Here is a 14,391-nt window from a genome sequence, read left to right as displayed (position 1 = left end):
CTGTGTGTTATTAGCGCCACTTTTGATATGAGAAAGCGCCATCAAACGAACCCGCATTCGCCCATTAGTTTCTTTTGCTATAAGAGATTTAAAATCAATGGATTCAAGTGTGATCATAACGACTGTTATCAATGTATGAAAAATGAAACCAATTAGATCACAAATTTAATCAAAATGGTATTAAATAACTAATCACTTAACGAGTATCTGGTTTGATTTATTTACTAACTTTAAGCAAAAAATTATTCACGGCCACTTTGCTCGCATTGATATTTTTTACCCTAAATGCCGATGCTGAAGAAACCACTGTTGCGCCACAAGCACCGGCTTGGCAACTTAAAACACAATCTGGTGACACTATTTCTTCCGCGCAATTTGACGGACAAGCGACTATTTTACATTTTTGGGCTACCTGGTGTCCCTATTGCAAAGTACTACAGCCAAAACTAGTCGAGCTTGAAAAAAAATATCAACAGCAAGGTGTTAAGCTTGTTGCTATTAGCTTTAATGAAGATGACGGCGTACTACCACAAGATGAGTTAGCCGCTCGAGGCTATAGCTTTCCTACTGCCGTTCATGGCGATGAAGTCGCAAGTCTTTATGGCGTAAACGGCACACCAACAACTTTTTTCATTAACAAGCACAAGCAAGTGATATTTAAATATACCAGCGCTGATACCTCAGACCCACGGCTTGAGCTTGCGGTTCAAGCGATAGTTAAATAAGCCATTAACGCAATTTAATCATACACTTTCTTTGACACTTTCGTTTTTGCTTTGGCTTGTGAGTCAAAATAAAAATTGTTAAAAATAGCAATGACTTACTAGTTTAATCTTATAGCATCTACCTTTAGCTAACGCCAAATCGGCTTTATTTATATCAGACGACCTTGATGACTTCAAAATGAAAACGCTCTGAAATCACTTTATCTGCGGCTAATTATTTAGTAGAGCATTTAGCCTTTTTAAATTAAGCCCTAAAAGTATATTTGACCGCCAATAACGCACCACTCATCGAATTTTTCTCTGATGGCCTTGTACCTATGGCGAGTGCAACATAGAATCGATACTAGCTTCATTGTGATATAAAATAACTCATACCATGCTATCGCTCTGAATAAACCTTATTAGCCCTCTGGATATAAACTTAAAAGGTCATTTAATGAAAACTCGTTATCTCGCACCATTGGCCATTGCAATCGCATTAGCCGGTTGTCAGCCAAACACAACGCCCCCTGACGTTGTGAAAATAGAGCAAGCAGAAAATACAGCAAACAATCCATTTTTTTCTGAGTACGCGACACCGCATGGTATTCCACCCTTTGATAAAATTAAAAAGAGTGATTACTTACCCGCATTTAATCATGGCATTGCAAAGAAAAAGCTTGAAATAGAGGCTATTACAAAAGATAAATCGCTGCCAACATTTGAAAATACTATTGTTGCGATGGAAAAGTCAGGCAATTTTTTAACTAAAGTAAGTAATACCTTCTACGGTTTAATCGGCTCAATGTCAGATGAAGAAATGCGCGCCATTGCCAAAGAAATGTCACCTAAACTATCAGCCTTAGCTGATGATATAGCGCTGAACCATGCTTTATTTGTACGGGTAAAAGAAGTTTATGATAATCAAATAATATTTGATTTACGTACAGATCAAAAGCGTCTACTAGAAACAACCTATAAGAGCTTTGTTCGAGGTGGTGCAAACCTTAACGATGTTGACAAGTTAACCTTACGTGACTTAAATGAAAAATTAAGTGCTTTAAGCCTAAATTTTGGTGAGAATCTACTAGCAGAAACTAACAATTTTGAAATGGTCATTGATAATAAAGCCGATCTTGATGGTTTACCTGCTGATATTATTGCTGCCGCTAGCGAAACCGCAACAGCGCGTGGCCACGAAGGCAAGTGGGTATTTACCACCCATCGCCCAAGTAAAAATCCATTTTTAACCTATTCAAACAACCGTGAACTACGTGAAACTATCTATAAAGGATATACCCTGCGTGGTAATAACGACAACGCCAATAACAACCAAGCCATTGCTAGTGAAATTGCTAGCTTGCGTTATCAAAAGGCGCAGTTATTAGGTTATAAAACTCATGCCCATTTTGTCCTTGAAAATGCCACGGCAAAAACCCCTGAAAATGTTTTTGAATTATTAAATAAAGTTTGGCCTGCCGCATTAGAACGTGCGAAAGAAGAAACCGCTGATATCCAAAAAATGATTGACGCACAAGGTGATAACTTTACAGTGGCGGCATGGGATTGGTGGTACTACGCTGAAAAAATCCGTAAACAACGCTTTGATATTGACGCCGCAGAAACCAAACCTTACTTCTCATTAGAAGCAACGCTACAAGGGGTTTTCTTTACGGCAGAAAAACTTTGGGGTGTTACCTTTAAAGAGCGTGATGATTTACCTAAATACCACCCAGAAGTGCGTACCTTTGAAGTGCATGATCGTGACGGCAGCTATGTCGGCGTCTACATGACAGATCACTACGTACGAGAAAGCAAACGTGGCGGTGCTTGGATGAGCAGTTTCCGTAAGCAATATCGTATGAATGGCGAAGAAGTCACACCCATTATTTACAATGTATTAAATTACCCTCGCCCCATTGGTGATAAACCAACACTATTAACCTTTGATCAAGCATCAACTTTATTCCATGAATTTGGTCATGCGATTCAAGGTTTATTATCTGATGGTTATTACCGCTCTCAAACCGGTACTGCACTACCAAGAGATTATGTTGAATACCCTTCACAGGTTATGGAAAACTGGATGACAGAGCCGGAAGTATTAGCAAATTTTGCTAAACACTACCAAACAGGTGAAGTGATCCCTCAAGCCCTTGTTGAAAAAATTCAAGCTTCAGGCAAGTTTAATCAGGGTTTTGGTACCACTGAATATTTAGCCGCCGCATTATTAGATATGAGCTGGCATTCATTAGAAACAGCTGAGATACAAGATGCTAATAGTTTTGAAAAAAACGTTTTAAAAGAAATGGGTTTAATTGAACAAATCGCGCCAAGATATAAAACAGGTTATTATTCACATATCTTCGCCGGTGGTTATTCAGCCGGTTATTACGGTTATATCTGGTCAAATATCTATGATGCTGACACTTGGTTAGCCTTTAAAGAAAATGGCATATTCGATCAAGAAACGGCTGAATTATATCGCAAGCACGTACTAGAAAGTGGTGGAACAGACGATCCAACAGTCATGTACCGTCGTTTTAGAGGTAAAGACCCAACAGTAGAACCTTTACTTGAACGTCGCGGTTTAAGCAGTAAAGAACCAACCGTAGAACTTTTACATGAACATAGTGGTTTAATCAGTAAGTAACTTCTCTGAGTAAAGGATTTTACTGAGTAAACAAAAAAGGGTCGCTATTTAGCGACCCTTTTTATTTACTTAACTTATCAACTAACTAAGCATGATTACACTTGGTATTATTGCAAATACAAGCTGCCTTCGAAAAAGCCAAAAACAGTTTCAAAAGCACCTTCTTGATACTGTTTTAAACCCGTATCACGAAAATCAATATCCACTTGGCTACGTGTTAGTGCCTTTTTGATAAAACTACTTGGCAGTATTTCAACCGGTAAATCTTTAATAAGTTGAATCGCTGCTTCTAATTTAAAACCAACCGGTCCGCCAGCAAACTTGCCTTTTAAACCACGGCCTTTAATCACCACTTTTTCAACTTTGTAGTCTTCCATCAGTTTGGCAAAAGCAAACTGAAACTCTTGTACTTGCGCAGCATCGCCTGCGTCAACAAGACTAATTTTTTGTACGCGCGTATTTGGTATGTCGTACAACCCATTTTCCCGCGACATGATACAAATAATTGCATCGTTACCTTTTAACTCAACACCACATATCTTCATAAATTAACCTCGTTACTATAATGTGCATTATTATAAAATAGTTTTGCTTTAGCTGCAGTGTTTTCATGCATTTAAAGTTAAGCTTTTAAAAGTAGTTATACATCTTTTGCCAAAGTGATGCCATTAAGCTGAGCGAACTCGGTGTAATCTGAGACCGCATTAGGATTCGCTTTATTGACTTGGCAAACACCGCGCTGGTATTGATAACTAAAAACATCAAACCAGAGATCAAGTAAATCTGCATTGGTTTGCTCCCCGACTAAAGACAAAACCTGGGCGGCAACTTCAGCGGTTGCTAATTCAGTATTATTGGCCGCTAAGCGAATTTGATAACGAGAACTTAACTCTGTTGAGTTTTCAGGTGTTTTTGGTGTAAATGACACTACCGGTAGATGTTGTAAATAAGGACTGCGGCGAAACATTTTTTTAGCTTCTCGCCAACAGCCATCTAGCATAATAAATAAGGGCCTTTTACCCGATGTAACCGTGATTTTATTATCAAAAATTTCACGATCTTCGCCGACATATGCTTTAGGAAAAACGATCATAGGTTGCCACATAGGATCATTTAACAAGGTAATAATATCTGGGTTTACTTGTGTTCTTGACCAAAGAAATGCAAAACTGTCGGGGATCAAATCAGCAATTAACTTACCGGTATTACTCGGTTTTAAAACCTCAGTGTCATACATCAACAACAAAAATCCAGCCTGAGAACTTACCTTAGGCGACAAGTCACAAATACAAAATGGTTTGGCTAATCGACATAACTCACAACGAATAACTCGCTGACCTCGTGATTTATAAGTGGTGGTACTTAGGCTTTTACGATATTGATGAAGTTGCTGTACAGCGTGCATAAAGAATATATCAGGACTATTTAGGCCGCTACTTTAACGTGCATGTAGGATATTGGCAATAAAAAAGCGCAGCTCAAATTGAGCAGCGCTTTATGTCCACAAGTTGACTAATTTTACAGGCTACATGAGTTTAGCATTCGCTACGCTGTGTTTTGCGCTAGCGGTGATCAAATCAAAGTCGGCAATTTCGTCGATACTTTCTTTCAATTGCTCTTCCATTTTATCTATCACTATAATGGATCGGCATAAAGCTTCACCGCGCTTTTCTAGCCCTGCACTACGCGTTTTCATTTCATGCTCTATTAGCTCGCCAAAATTCTCCATTTTGCTTTCAAAAGCCTTCATATCGCCACCTGAAAACAGCATTTCTTGGCCAACCGCAATCATTAAACTGCCTAAAGCGCTTTTAATCGTACTTTCTACGGCTGATTCAATTCTTTGCTCAAAATTTTCACCAAAAAAATCTTTTCCGGAGAAGCCTTCTTCGTCGATATAGAAATTTTCATGTTGAGTAAATTCAGCATCAACTTCACCACGAATGGTGGTTAATTGGCTAGTTAACTCAGCGCTAGCCTGGTTTCCTTCACCTAACAATTCGTTAAAGGCTAGATTAACGCCATCAATGGCTAAATCAATAGCATCTAAGGCGATGCTTCTCACTTCTGGTACAAGATTGCGTATATGAGTTGAGTAATCGCGTAATAAAGACTCTTGGTGAGCTGTTAAAGCAATTTTTTCGCCGTTTATCAGTAAAGTGTCATTTTCAGTGATGCTATACAGTGGCGATTTATCTTTAGAAAAAGTAATTTCTTGAGCATTGATATTAATGCCACCATTTAAGTCAAGATTACATGATTCACTAGAAAAAGAATTATCGTGTCCATAACTTGCTGAGCTTGCCATAATGAGAGCGGTAGCAATCAATGTTTTCATATTAATCTTCCTTTAAAAATTAAGTTTCTAGAGCGATAGTCGTGTCAGAAAACCACTTGTTAACGCTATTGATTACAAGACTGATGCCAACATTAAAACTTGTTTAATATCAAATAATAAGAAGAGACTCTTTATTTTAATAAAAAGATAATAAACTATAATTTAGTGAAAAAAATAATTTTTTGGTTAATTTAACAAGCTTTAAACTCACCAGAAAAAACACTCTAGGCGTAACTTAGACGCTGCATTTCAAACAGTCTTGATCTACAGCGGGCAAATTCAAAGTTAAGTTGAGTGCCCTGATAAAGTTCAGCAATATCGACCTCAGCGGCAATAATTAAGCGCACACCTCTGTCGTAGAATTCATCGACTAGTGCGATAAAACGTCGCGCTTCGTCATCTAGACCTCTGAGTTGCCCCATCAGCACACCACTTCGTTGGTAACCGTCTTCAACACCGGAAAAAACGGCAGGAATTAATGCGCCATTAAATTGTGGCACATTACTGATCAGCACGGTGTCATAGTTATCGGCTAACTTAATATAATCTCTTTGGCTTCTTGGGGTTGAGCAAAGTGCCATAAAATCAAACCAAATGATATCTGCAGTACAAGCTAAAAAATTAACTGCCCTGCTATGAATAATAATACTGTCATTATAGCGAATATTGCTTTTAGCGAGCGCTGCAAAGTGGTGAGTTAAGAAGTTACTCTCAGTTTCAGTGCCAATATAAAAGTCTCGATAGTTAAGTGTGGCTATATTAGTGTCTAACATTCGATGATCTTTTGGTCCATCAATAGAGATAACCTGGCAATACTGGTGAATAATATCAATAGTTGGTAGAAATCTAGCGCGTTGTAGGCCATTTTTGTATAACTGATCGGGTGGGCAATTTGACGTTGCCACTAGGATAATACCCTGCGATAGCATAGCTTCTAGTAAGCCCGCCAATAGCATGGCATCCGCAATATCATTAACAAAGAACTCGTCAAAACAAAGCACATCAACTTCTTCAGACCAAGTTTTTGCAATCAATGCTAGCGGATTGTCTTTACCACTAAAATCATTCAACAGCTGGTGCACACTTTCCATAAAATGATGAAAGTGAATACGCCTTTTGCGTGTTAGATTAAGTTGTTGATAAAATAAGTCCATCAACATAGTTTTTCCACGACCAACTCGGCCATGAAAATAGATCCCCTGAATGGGTTCATTCTTGGTAAATAAGTTTTTTATGACGGCAAGTAGTGGTGTTTGAGCTTGGGCAGATATTAATTTTTGCGAAAGTTTATCCAAAGCAAGGGCGGCTTTGTATTGTTCAACATCGAGGTTAAGTGCTTCATGCTCAACAAGTTGTTGATATTGCTTTATTACTGACATAAATTTACTTACAGGCACAAAAAAGGGCAGACATATGTCTCCCCTTTTTCAACACTATTAATATTTCAGCTAGCGTAGCCAGCTAAAGAGTATTAATTAAAGTGCTACGATGTTCTCAGCTTGAGGACCTTTCTGACCTTGAGTAACAGTAAACTGTACTTTTTGGCCTTCAGCAAGAGTTTTAAAACCGTCGCCAGAGATTGCAGAAAAATGTGCGAAAACGTCTGGACCAGACTCTTGCTCGATGAAACCAAAGCCTTTAGACTCGTTAAACCATTTTACTGTACCAGTAGTTGTATTAGACATTGTATTATCCTATTTATTCGTAATTGATGCCTTAAAATAAGGCGGTGTTGCAGGAAGTGTTGCTATTAATTATTAAACAGGACGAGCTACTTACTAATATAACTTCGAAACTTTGTACATAAATATAGGTCTTACTTTCTAGCTGGGCGTATTCTAACTGTTTCCCGACAAGAGTCAACCTCTTTTAGATAAAAAATCATTTAATTTATAAAAACTCATAAAAAACACTTTTATTCGATGATTAAACAACATGCGGTGATATAGAAACTAAACTTTTTTCTGTCTGCAGCATCAATTAACTGGCACTTTTACTGTGTTATTGGTGTCTCGGCTGCTTTTAATTAACTCATCACCCGTAATCATGTGTTTTGATTTTGCTAATCGGTCGTAAAGCAAAACATTAACACTGGCGGCTAAGTTCATGCACCCGATTGTTGGTACATATACTACTGCATAGGCGCTATTAATAACTTCTTGCGCTATCGTGCCATCTTCTGGGCCGAAAATATAAAGCGCATTGTCTGGATGCTCAAATTCAGGTAATGCTATCGCGCCTTCAACTAAATCAACACAAACGATACGTTGTCCTGGCGTTAAATTATCAATTAAAGATTCAACCGCATTTAAAGGGATTTTGCGTGATGCATCTTTTGTATCTGTATGAAACTTTGCAGCCTTTGCATATCTTACACCGGTATAACGCACTTCATTAGCTTGATAACAACCTGCGGCACGCATCACAGCACCAACATTTGACGGACTTTTAGGGTCTGTTAGTCCAATAACAACATTTTCAGTTTTTAACTTCATTTATACAGCACTCAACATTTCACACGCTTATTAAGACAATTTTGCGCTGCAAGCGATAAGACTACAAGAAAATTTTTTACCATTTTTTTACCATATGAGTGCCTTAGTTTTTGTATTACAGCACTTTTACAGCTACCTATTAGCCATTTATCTGATAGCATCACATGTTAATATTTAAAACTCAGTCAATTTAGGTGTATTTAATGAAAGCAAAAATAAATATTGTAAAACTAATACTTTCTAGCAGTCTTTTTTACTTTGCCCATTCAGCCGCAGCGCTTGAAGCCCCCTTGGTTTCTATCGAAACACATGATAACTTTTTTAACAGTATTAAAGCTCATTGTGGCAAAGCTTTTCAAGGTCAGGTAACAATAGATAATGCTAGCGGTGATGGCTTTGCCAACAAAGATCTTATTATGCATGTCAGAAATTGCTCAGACGAAAAGCTAGAAATTCCTTTCCACGTGGGTGAAGATGCCTCACGGACTTGGATTATCACTAAAACAGGTTCGGGTTTATCATTAAAACATGATCACCGTCACCAAGATGGTAGTTATGACGAAAGCACTATGTATGGTGGCCAAACAGTAGACGCTGGTTGGTCACAAGTGCAGTCGTTTCCCGCTGATGAATATTCAAAGCAGTTATTTGTCAAAACAGGTATCCCACAGTCAGTCGGTAATACTTGGCAAATGTTTATCTACCCTGAAAAGTTCAGCTACCGGTTAATTCGTCAGGGTCGTGAGTTTCGTGTTGATTTTGACCTAAGCACACCGATAACTCCACCTGATGCACCTTGGGGTTATAGTGACGATTAGCTGATAAAACCCAAGCTAAAGTAAATAGACATAAAGAATTACATTTTATAAAGCTTATACCTAGCTTTACTCAGGAACTTTAAAATAACGATTTAGTCGAAAGATAAATCGTTATTTTTATGCCTGATTTTGAGGCCTAGGAATAAGCTAAATAGCCACATAATAACCAGCTATTAATTCTAAGGAAAGATCATGAAAAAAAGTATTTCTCACCTCTGGAAAGAAAATAAATCTTTATTATTGTTTGTCAGTTTAATGCTAGTTTTTCGCAGTGCGGTTGCTGACTGGAATGATGTGCCAACAGGTTCAATGAAACCGACCATTGTCGAAGGTGATCGCATTTTAATTAACAAAATGGCCTATGACTTAAGACTACCCTTTAGCCAATACTCGCTAATAACGTTAGCCGAGCCATTACGTAATGACATTGTCATTTTTGAGTCCGATGTCGCTGACAAACGTCTTGTAAAACGTATTATTGGCATTCCAGGCGACACAGTAGCGCTGCATAACAATCAATTGGTTATTAATCAAAAATCAGCTCAATACACACTGATAGCTAACAACCGTGATTTTACCTTAAGTGAAGAATATATCGCGGGTAATAGTCATCTAATACGCACTCAGCTTAAGCCTGGGCATTCTAAAAATTATCCGTTAGAAAGTTTTCAAACGATAACTATTCCTAAAGACTATTACCTTGTTATGGGCGACAACCGTGATAACAGCGCAGACTCTCGTGTGATAGGTTTAGTGCCACGTAATGAAATTATTGGCCGTTCAACTATGGTGGTTTTTTCATTAAATTACAAAAATTATTTAATGCCGCGCAATGAACGCTTTTTTAAGGTCATTTAGTACCATCAGCTTAATTTCGTTAGCTTAATTTCGTTAGCTTAATTTCGTTAGCTTAATACCGCTAGATTAGTACCGCTAACTTAGTACCGGCAATGACGAGACTAATCATAAATGCTGAGGAATAAGAAAAATACTACTCAGCCTATTTTCATCCTGACTATATAACAACTTAAATTCACTAAGCAGTGTCTGTCAACATAAGCGAAACGCTGCTTTATCTTGTTGTTTTCTTTAAAGCCTATTATTATCGCTACACTTTGTAACATGTTAAGCAGTAAGTAGTTAATCTATGTCTTTTTCAAACCTATCAAAAATAGCAATCGCATCGCTGATGATTGCTAGTGCTTCAACCTCTGCAACCATAGTGGAATTTACCACTTCACAAGGTAGCTCTAAAAGTAGTTTTAAAGTTAACCTGCACGATGAAACAACGCCAGAAACAGTGGCTAACTTCCTAAAGTATGTCAATGATGGTGACTACGACAACACAGTTGTGCATCGTGTTAAGCCTGGGTTTGTTATGCAAACTGGCGGTTTTGCGTTTACTGGCACCCTGCCATTGAGTCCGATTGCTACAGATGGTGCGATTAAGAATGAGCCACTTTATTCAAATGTACGTGGCACTATTGCCATGGCCAAAGTGCCGGGCGACAAAGATAGTGCGACTAGTCAATGGTTTGTAAATTTATCTAATAATAGTGCCGGCTCTGCAGCATTAGATACTCAAAATGGTGGTTTTACTGTTTTCGGTGAAGTCATTGCCGGTATGGAAAAAATTGATGTTATTGCTGGTATATCTAGATGTAACTCAACCCCAATGCCAGACTATAGTGCTGATAACTGCGCAAATAACTTTGTTCCGGGTGTCGAAAATTTCGTTACCATCGAAAGAGTGATAATTTCTGATCCAACCGTCAATACTGCTGGTAACTTAGCCGCAATTAAAAACACCTCATTAACTGTTACAGCGCCTGCACCAACAAATTCAAGTAGCGGCGGAGGCTCTATTGCGTGGTTTAGTGTACTTTTTACCGGCTTAATCGCCTTAAGAAGACGCTTTAAATAATCACAGCAATAATAGGGAAATCGCATTGAAAATTAACGAGGACATACTACATACATAGTTAATCCTTTAATTTTCAATAGCTTTATTTAGCTAAATCTTATTGCGTCTTTGAACTCATGACAGCACTCGTGGTGATTTTGAATTAGCTTTAAGATAGCAAAACGTATTAGTTATCTTTCTTTCTCATTGTTTTCTCCCTGTAAAAAACAAAAAATAACAAGGAGAAAAGCAGGAGAACTACAGGAGGAGAAGCACGGAAAAAATTAACTTAACACTTCTTTTAACTTACTGACAGCTGACAGCTAAAAGCTTGTCTTTAAACGCCCCTAAATCCCCCTCATTCTGTTCTCATTGTCTCCTCCCTGTAAAAAATAATTCACAGAAAGAAAAGCAGGAAGTTACTGATGGTCTACTTTTCCACGCAACACTTTATTAGAACCCGTTTTTTTCTTTGCATCTAATCGTCTGAGCTTTGAGCCTTTTGTGGGTTTAGTCGGCCGTCTAGTTTTTTTCACCACCATGGCAGATAAAATCAGCTCTTTCAGACGTTTTAACGCATCGTCTTTATTCATTGGTTGTGTTCTAAATGATTGCGCTTTAATAATGATAATGCCATCACTTGATATGCGACTATCTGATAGTTTCAGCAGTCTTGCTTTGTATATGGCAGGTAATGTTGAACGCTTAATATCGAAACGCAAGTGTATCGCTGTTTCGACCTTATTGACTCTTTGGCCTCCGTTCCCAGTCGCCCTTATACCGGTCAGTTCAATCTCCCAGTCGGCAATGATTACTGCACTTGATATTTCTAGCATGATTTACCTTGGAAAATTAGCGATGAGGTGCATCGTTTGTTAACCCTTTCGCTATCGCTGTCTTGAGCGCGAATAACATTACCCTCAACGTCACAGTCTGCCACGACAACATAGTTAAAAACTTCTAGCATATAGCCTCTAATAGCCGGTTATAAAGTTGCTATTTTAAGTGTATTTCTGTGGGATGCCAAACTAAATGTCTGCTTATTGGCGTTGAACCAGCTAGCGCAAGCATTAAAAAAGGAGGCTACAGCCTCCTTAACGATAAGATGATTAAATTCACACCTTATTAACTGAGGTTCATTTCTTGAACTTTTTCATGGGCAATTTCGGGTGCTGTTACTTCAGGTTTACTATGCAAATTAGCTTTTAATAAACCTTTTCGGTGTTTTAAAGCGGCATCCAATTTTTTAGCTGCTGTTGCAATAGCTGGGTACATAACGCCGTCATTTGCTGATGCTGAAATACGACCTCCTTCATAGGTTGTGCGAAGTTCTACATTATGTTTGTTATGTTCGTGCGATAAAATAACATCGAGTGAAATTAAGGTTGGGAAGTGTGTCGATATTTTTGAAAACTTTTCATTAATATGTTCTTTGATTGAATCTGAAATGTCAACATGATGACCTGAAAGATTTATTTTCATAGTTGTTCCTTTTTATTATCTACTCACTAATAATACTTGGGCCTAAAAGTTAAAAACGCAAGTCAATTGCTGTAAATTTTACAATTATTTTTACTAAAGATAATTTTTTGAGTTAAAGAACGCTTCTTATGATATTTTATAACCCTTATATCGCGTTAAGGAAAATCAACATAACCTTTGGTATAAATAAAAATAACCCTTTGTTTTTATTTTATAAAAAATAACATCTCGATAGAGAATTGGTGGTTTTATTTTCTGTATTAGCTATAAGGTATCGGTGTGCAAGTGTAAATTGATTATTAGCCTAGCTAAATACTGTTTGTATTGATTCAACGCCATAACCTTGTCAACACTGCTGTTATTAAATGACTCTTGATTAAATAACACAAAAAATCTCTGCATTACTCTCGATAGCACTCTCAATATCACTATCACGAATGAGCCCTAATTTAATCTAGTTGCTGCTAATACCATATATAGCCTGAAAATTTTATTGCTGTTTTAGCTAATCTAAGAAATTAGGTTAGCCATACTAAAGCTGAGTTTAAGTTCGTCATACTTTAAGGGTGTCAGTGCATAATGTGGTTTAAATAATGGTTGCTTTGTCCTCCATACAATTTAATATAATTTAATATAATTTACCGACATTAAATCAACAAAACTCAGCAACTAAACTATTAAACAAAAAGCGCATTTTTCAAGATGATTCGGTTATAATCCCCACTCATTTATTATTTATTTTCGACCATATAAGAGATTTTTGAATGTTTGATGATATACGTCCTTATCGTGATGATGAGGTAGTTGCAGTAATCAAAAAATTAATTAACCAAACAGGCTTACAAGCTTCGATTGCTAGTTTAAAAATGCCACGCTTATATCAAGCCCTGCCGCAACTTGCCTGCAAAATTGTAAAATGGTCATTGAAGTTTCGAGTGAAAAAATTTCATAATATCGAACAAATCCAAATTGAAGTGGCTAAATATTTACATCATTTGATCAAAAACAGTACTGCCGGTTTTAACTATAGCGGCCTAGAAAACTTTGATACCACCAAGCCAGCGCTATTTATCAGTAATCATCGTGATATTGTTTTAGACGTTGCCTTAGTGAACTTAGCGCTATATAAAAGCGGTATCAATACCGTGGAAGCTGCTGTGGGTGATAATTTACTACATCAGCCTTGGGTCGCTGATTTAATGCGTATTAACAAGAGTTTTATTGTTAAACGGAACGAAGAAAACAAACGCGCTATGCTCAATGCGTCAAAGCAATTGTCTGCCTACATTCATGATACGGTAGCGAACCGAAAGCAAAATATTTGGATCGCACAACGCGAAGGTCGTGCCAAAGATGGTGTAGACAAAACCAATTCAGCCTTAATATCTATGCTATTACTCAATAAAGATAAGCAAATGCCTATGGCTGATTACTTAGCAGAACTTAACATAGTACCGGTATCAATTTCCTATGAGTTTGACCCTTGTGATATCGACAAGGCAATAGAGCTTGCTGAAAAAGCAGCGACTGGTAGTTATCAAAAGCACGAAGATGAAGACTTAAAAAGTATCACCCAAGGATTAGTCGGGCAAAAAGGTCAAGTCCATCTCCAGTTTTGTCAGCCAATACAGGGAGACTTTGCCAATAGTAAGGCCATCGCCGCCGCAATTGATAAAGAAATTATCAGCAACTATAAATTATACGACAGTAACTTAGTTGCATACGCAAAACTTAATCAACAAGATACTGACAGCACAGTGCTTGAAAAACTGAATAAGCGCATGGAAAACCTCACCGCTGAACAGCAACACTGGTTATTAACTATGTATGCTAACCCCGTCTCTGCAAAACAACAGTTACCATTATAGTTGTAGTTATAGTTATAGTTATAGTTATAGTTATCAATATAAAAAAGCCGTATCTATTCAATACGGCTTGCTCTTTTTTAGCTTATTATAAAAAATACGCTTTAATTTTTTATAATAAGCACTAGCTCGA

The 14,391-nt window shown here is 37.5% G+C and carries 14 protein-coding genes; 6 read left to right on the top strand and 8 right to left on the bottom strand.

Annotated elements, in window-relative coordinates; genetic code table 11:
• The first annotated feature begins 212 nt into the window (after positions 1-212).
• Positions 213-725: a TlpA disulfide reductase family protein gene (locus H4J41_RS08815; protein WP_259364426.1), complete on the top strand. Its 513-nt coding sequence runs from the start codon at positions 213-215 to the stop codon at positions 723-725.
• 436 nt (positions 726-1,161) lie between these two features.
• The gene (locus tag H4J41_RS08810; RefSeq protein WP_182135693.1) at positions 1,162-3,357 is read left to right on the top strand and encodes a M3 family metallopeptidase; all 2,196 of its coding nucleotides are present in this window, start codon (positions 1,162-1,164) and stop codon (positions 3,355-3,357) included.
• A gap of 107 nt (positions 3,358-3,464) precedes the next feature.
• Here the strand turns inward: H4J41_RS08810 and H4J41_RS08805 are convergent, their stop codons facing one another.
• The 6 genes from H4J41_RS08805 to H4J41_RS08780 form a co-directional block, all read right to left on the bottom strand.
• Positions 3,465-3,902, bottom strand: a complete 438-nt coding sequence (locus H4J41_RS08805) for a DUF3010 family protein (protein WP_182135692.1) — start codon at positions 3,900-3,902, stop codon at positions 3,465-3,467.
• Positions 3,903-3,997: 95 nt separating this feature from the next.
• Positions 3,998-4,762: a tRNA-uridine aminocarboxypropyltransferase gene (locus tag H4J41_RS08800; RefSeq protein WP_182135691.1), complete on the bottom strand. Its 765-nt coding sequence runs from the start codon at positions 4,760-4,762 to the stop codon at positions 3,998-4,000.
• Positions 4,763-4,882: 120 nt separating this feature from the next.
• Positions 4,883-5,695, bottom strand: coding sequence for a DUF2884 family protein (locus tag H4J41_RS08795; RefSeq protein WP_182135690.1), 813 nt, complete (start codon positions 5,693-5,695; stop codon positions 4,883-4,885).
• A 224-nt stretch (positions 5,696-5,919) separates the two neighbouring features.
• The gene (zapE, locus tag H4J41_RS08790) at positions 5,920-7,074 is read right to left on the bottom strand and encodes a cell division protein ZapE (RefSeq protein ID WP_182135689.1); all 1,155 of its coding nucleotides are present in this window, start codon (positions 7,072-7,074) and stop codon (positions 5,920-5,922) included.
• A 96-nt stretch (positions 7,075-7,170) separates the two neighbouring features.
• Positions 7,171-7,380 (bottom strand): cold-shock protein, encoded by a 210-nt coding sequence (locus tag H4J41_RS08785; protein WP_077287100.1) that lies wholly within the window; start codon positions 7,378-7,380, stop codon positions 7,171-7,173.
• A 291-nt stretch (positions 7,381-7,671) separates the two neighbouring features.
• The gene (locus H4J41_RS08780; protein WP_182135688.1) at positions 7,672-8,190 is read right to left on the bottom strand and encodes an RNA methyltransferase; all 519 of its coding nucleotides are present in this window, start codon (positions 8,188-8,190) and stop codon (positions 7,672-7,674) included.
• 203 nt (positions 8,191-8,393) lie between these two features.
• Here H4J41_RS08780 and H4J41_RS08775 point away from each other — a divergent pair, with 203 nt between their 5' ends.
• The 3 genes from H4J41_RS08775 to H4J41_RS08765 all read left to right on the top strand — a co-directional run bounded on the left by H4J41_RS08775 (position 8,394) and on the right by H4J41_RS08765 (position 10,932).
• Positions 8,394-9,008, top strand: a complete 615-nt coding sequence (locus H4J41_RS08775) for a hypothetical protein (RefSeq protein ID WP_182135687.1) — start codon at positions 8,394-8,396, stop codon at positions 9,006-9,008.
• Positions 9,009-9,200: 192 nt separating this feature from the next.
• Positions 9,201-9,866: a signal peptidase I gene (lepB, locus tag H4J41_RS08770; protein ID WP_182135686.1), complete on the top strand. Its 666-nt coding sequence runs from the start codon at positions 9,201-9,203 to the stop codon at positions 9,864-9,866.
• A 289-nt stretch (positions 9,867-10,155) separates the two neighbouring features.
• Positions 10,156-10,932 carry a peptidylprolyl isomerase gene (locus H4J41_RS08765; protein ID WP_182135685.1) on the top strand — a complete coding sequence of 259 codons (777 nt, stop codon included), beginning with the start codon at positions 10,156-10,158 and terminating at the stop codon, positions 10,930-10,932.
• 398 nt (positions 10,933-11,330) lie between these two features.
• Here H4J41_RS08765 and arfB read toward each other — a convergent pair whose 3' ends face one another.
• Both arfB and hpf read right to left on the bottom strand, forming a co-directional pair.
• Entirely contained in the window at positions 11,331-11,747 is a 417-nt protein-coding gene (gene arfB, locus H4J41_RS08760) for an alternative ribosome rescue aminoacyl-tRNA hydrolase ArfB (RefSeq protein WP_182135684.1), read from the bottom strand.
• A gap of 289 nt (positions 11,748-12,036) precedes the next feature.
• Positions 12,037-12,393, bottom strand: coding sequence for a ribosome hibernation-promoting factor, HPF/YfiA family (gene hpf / locus H4J41_RS08755; protein ID WP_182135683.1), 357 nt, complete (start codon positions 12,391-12,393; stop codon positions 12,037-12,039).
• 764 nt (positions 12,394-13,157) lie between these two features.
• Between hpf and H4J41_RS08750 the strand changes: the two genes are divergently transcribed.
• A complete protein-coding gene (locus H4J41_RS08750; RefSeq protein WP_182135682.1) occupies positions 13,158-14,261 on the top strand; it encodes a 1-acyl-sn-glycerol-3-phosphate acyltransferase in 1,104 nt (367 codons plus the stop codon).
• Positions 14,262-14,391 lie beyond the last annotated feature (130 nt).

Origin of the sequence: Colwellia sp. MB3u-45 (genome assembly GCF_014077005.1) — a bacterium.
Classification (GTDB): domain Bacteria; phylum Pseudomonadota; class Gammaproteobacteria; order Enterobacterales; family Alteromonadaceae; genus Cognaticolwellia.
Note: the sequence above shows the minus strand (reverse complement) of the source record. Positions and strands in the feature narration are given on the sequence as shown.

What these genes read in the sequence shown, in the direction of transcription:
- H4J41_RS08810 (WP_182135693.1), top strand. Translation starts at nt 1,162, where the DNA reads ATGAAAACTCGTTATCTCGCACCATTGGCCATTGCAATCGCATTAGCC.
- H4J41_RS08805 (WP_182135692.1), bottom strand. Translation starts at nt 3,902, where the DNA reads ATGAAGATATGTGGTGTTGAGTTAAAAGGTAACGATGCAATTATTTGT.
- H4J41_RS08800 (WP_182135691.1), bottom strand. Translation starts at nt 4,762, where the DNA reads ATGCACGCTGTACAGCAACTTCATCAATATCGTAAAAGCCTAAGTACC.
- H4J41_RS08795 (WP_182135690.1), bottom strand. Translation starts at nt 5,695, where the DNA reads ATGAAAACATTGATTGCTACCGCTCTCATTATGGCAAGCTCAGCAAGT.
- zapE (WP_182135689.1), bottom strand. Translation starts at nt 7,074, where the DNA reads ATGTCAGTAATAAAGCAATATCAACAACTTGTTGAGCATGAAGCACTT.
- H4J41_RS08785 (WP_077287100.1), bottom strand. Translation starts at nt 7,380, where the DNA reads ATGTCTAATACAACTACTGGTACAGTAAAATGGTTTAACGAGTCTAAA.
- H4J41_RS08780 (WP_182135688.1), bottom strand. Translation starts at nt 8,190, where the DNA reads ATGAAGTTAAAAACTGAAAATGTTGTTATTGGACTAACAGACCCTAAA.
- H4J41_RS08775 (WP_182135687.1), top strand. Translation starts at nt 8,394, where the DNA reads ATGAAAGCAAAAATAAATATTGTAAAACTAATACTTTCTAGCAGTCTT.
- lepB (WP_182135686.1), top strand. Translation starts at nt 9,201, where the DNA reads ATGAAAAAAAGTATTTCTCACCTCTGGAAAGAAAATAAATCTTTATTA.
- H4J41_RS08765 (WP_182135685.1), top strand. Translation starts at nt 10,156, where the DNA reads ATGTCTTTTTCAAACCTATCAAAAATAGCAATCGCATCGCTGATGATT.
- arfB (WP_182135684.1), bottom strand. Translation starts at nt 11,747, where the DNA reads ATGCTAGAAATATCAAGTGCAGTAATCATTGCCGACTGGGAGATTGAA.
- hpf (WP_182135683.1), bottom strand. Translation starts at nt 12,393, where the DNA reads ATGAAAATAAATCTTTCAGGTCATCATGTTGACATTTCAGATTCAATC.
- H4J41_RS08750 (WP_182135682.1), top strand. Translation starts at nt 13,158, where the DNA reads ATGTTTGATGATATACGTCCTTATCGTGATGATGAGGTAGTTGCAGTA.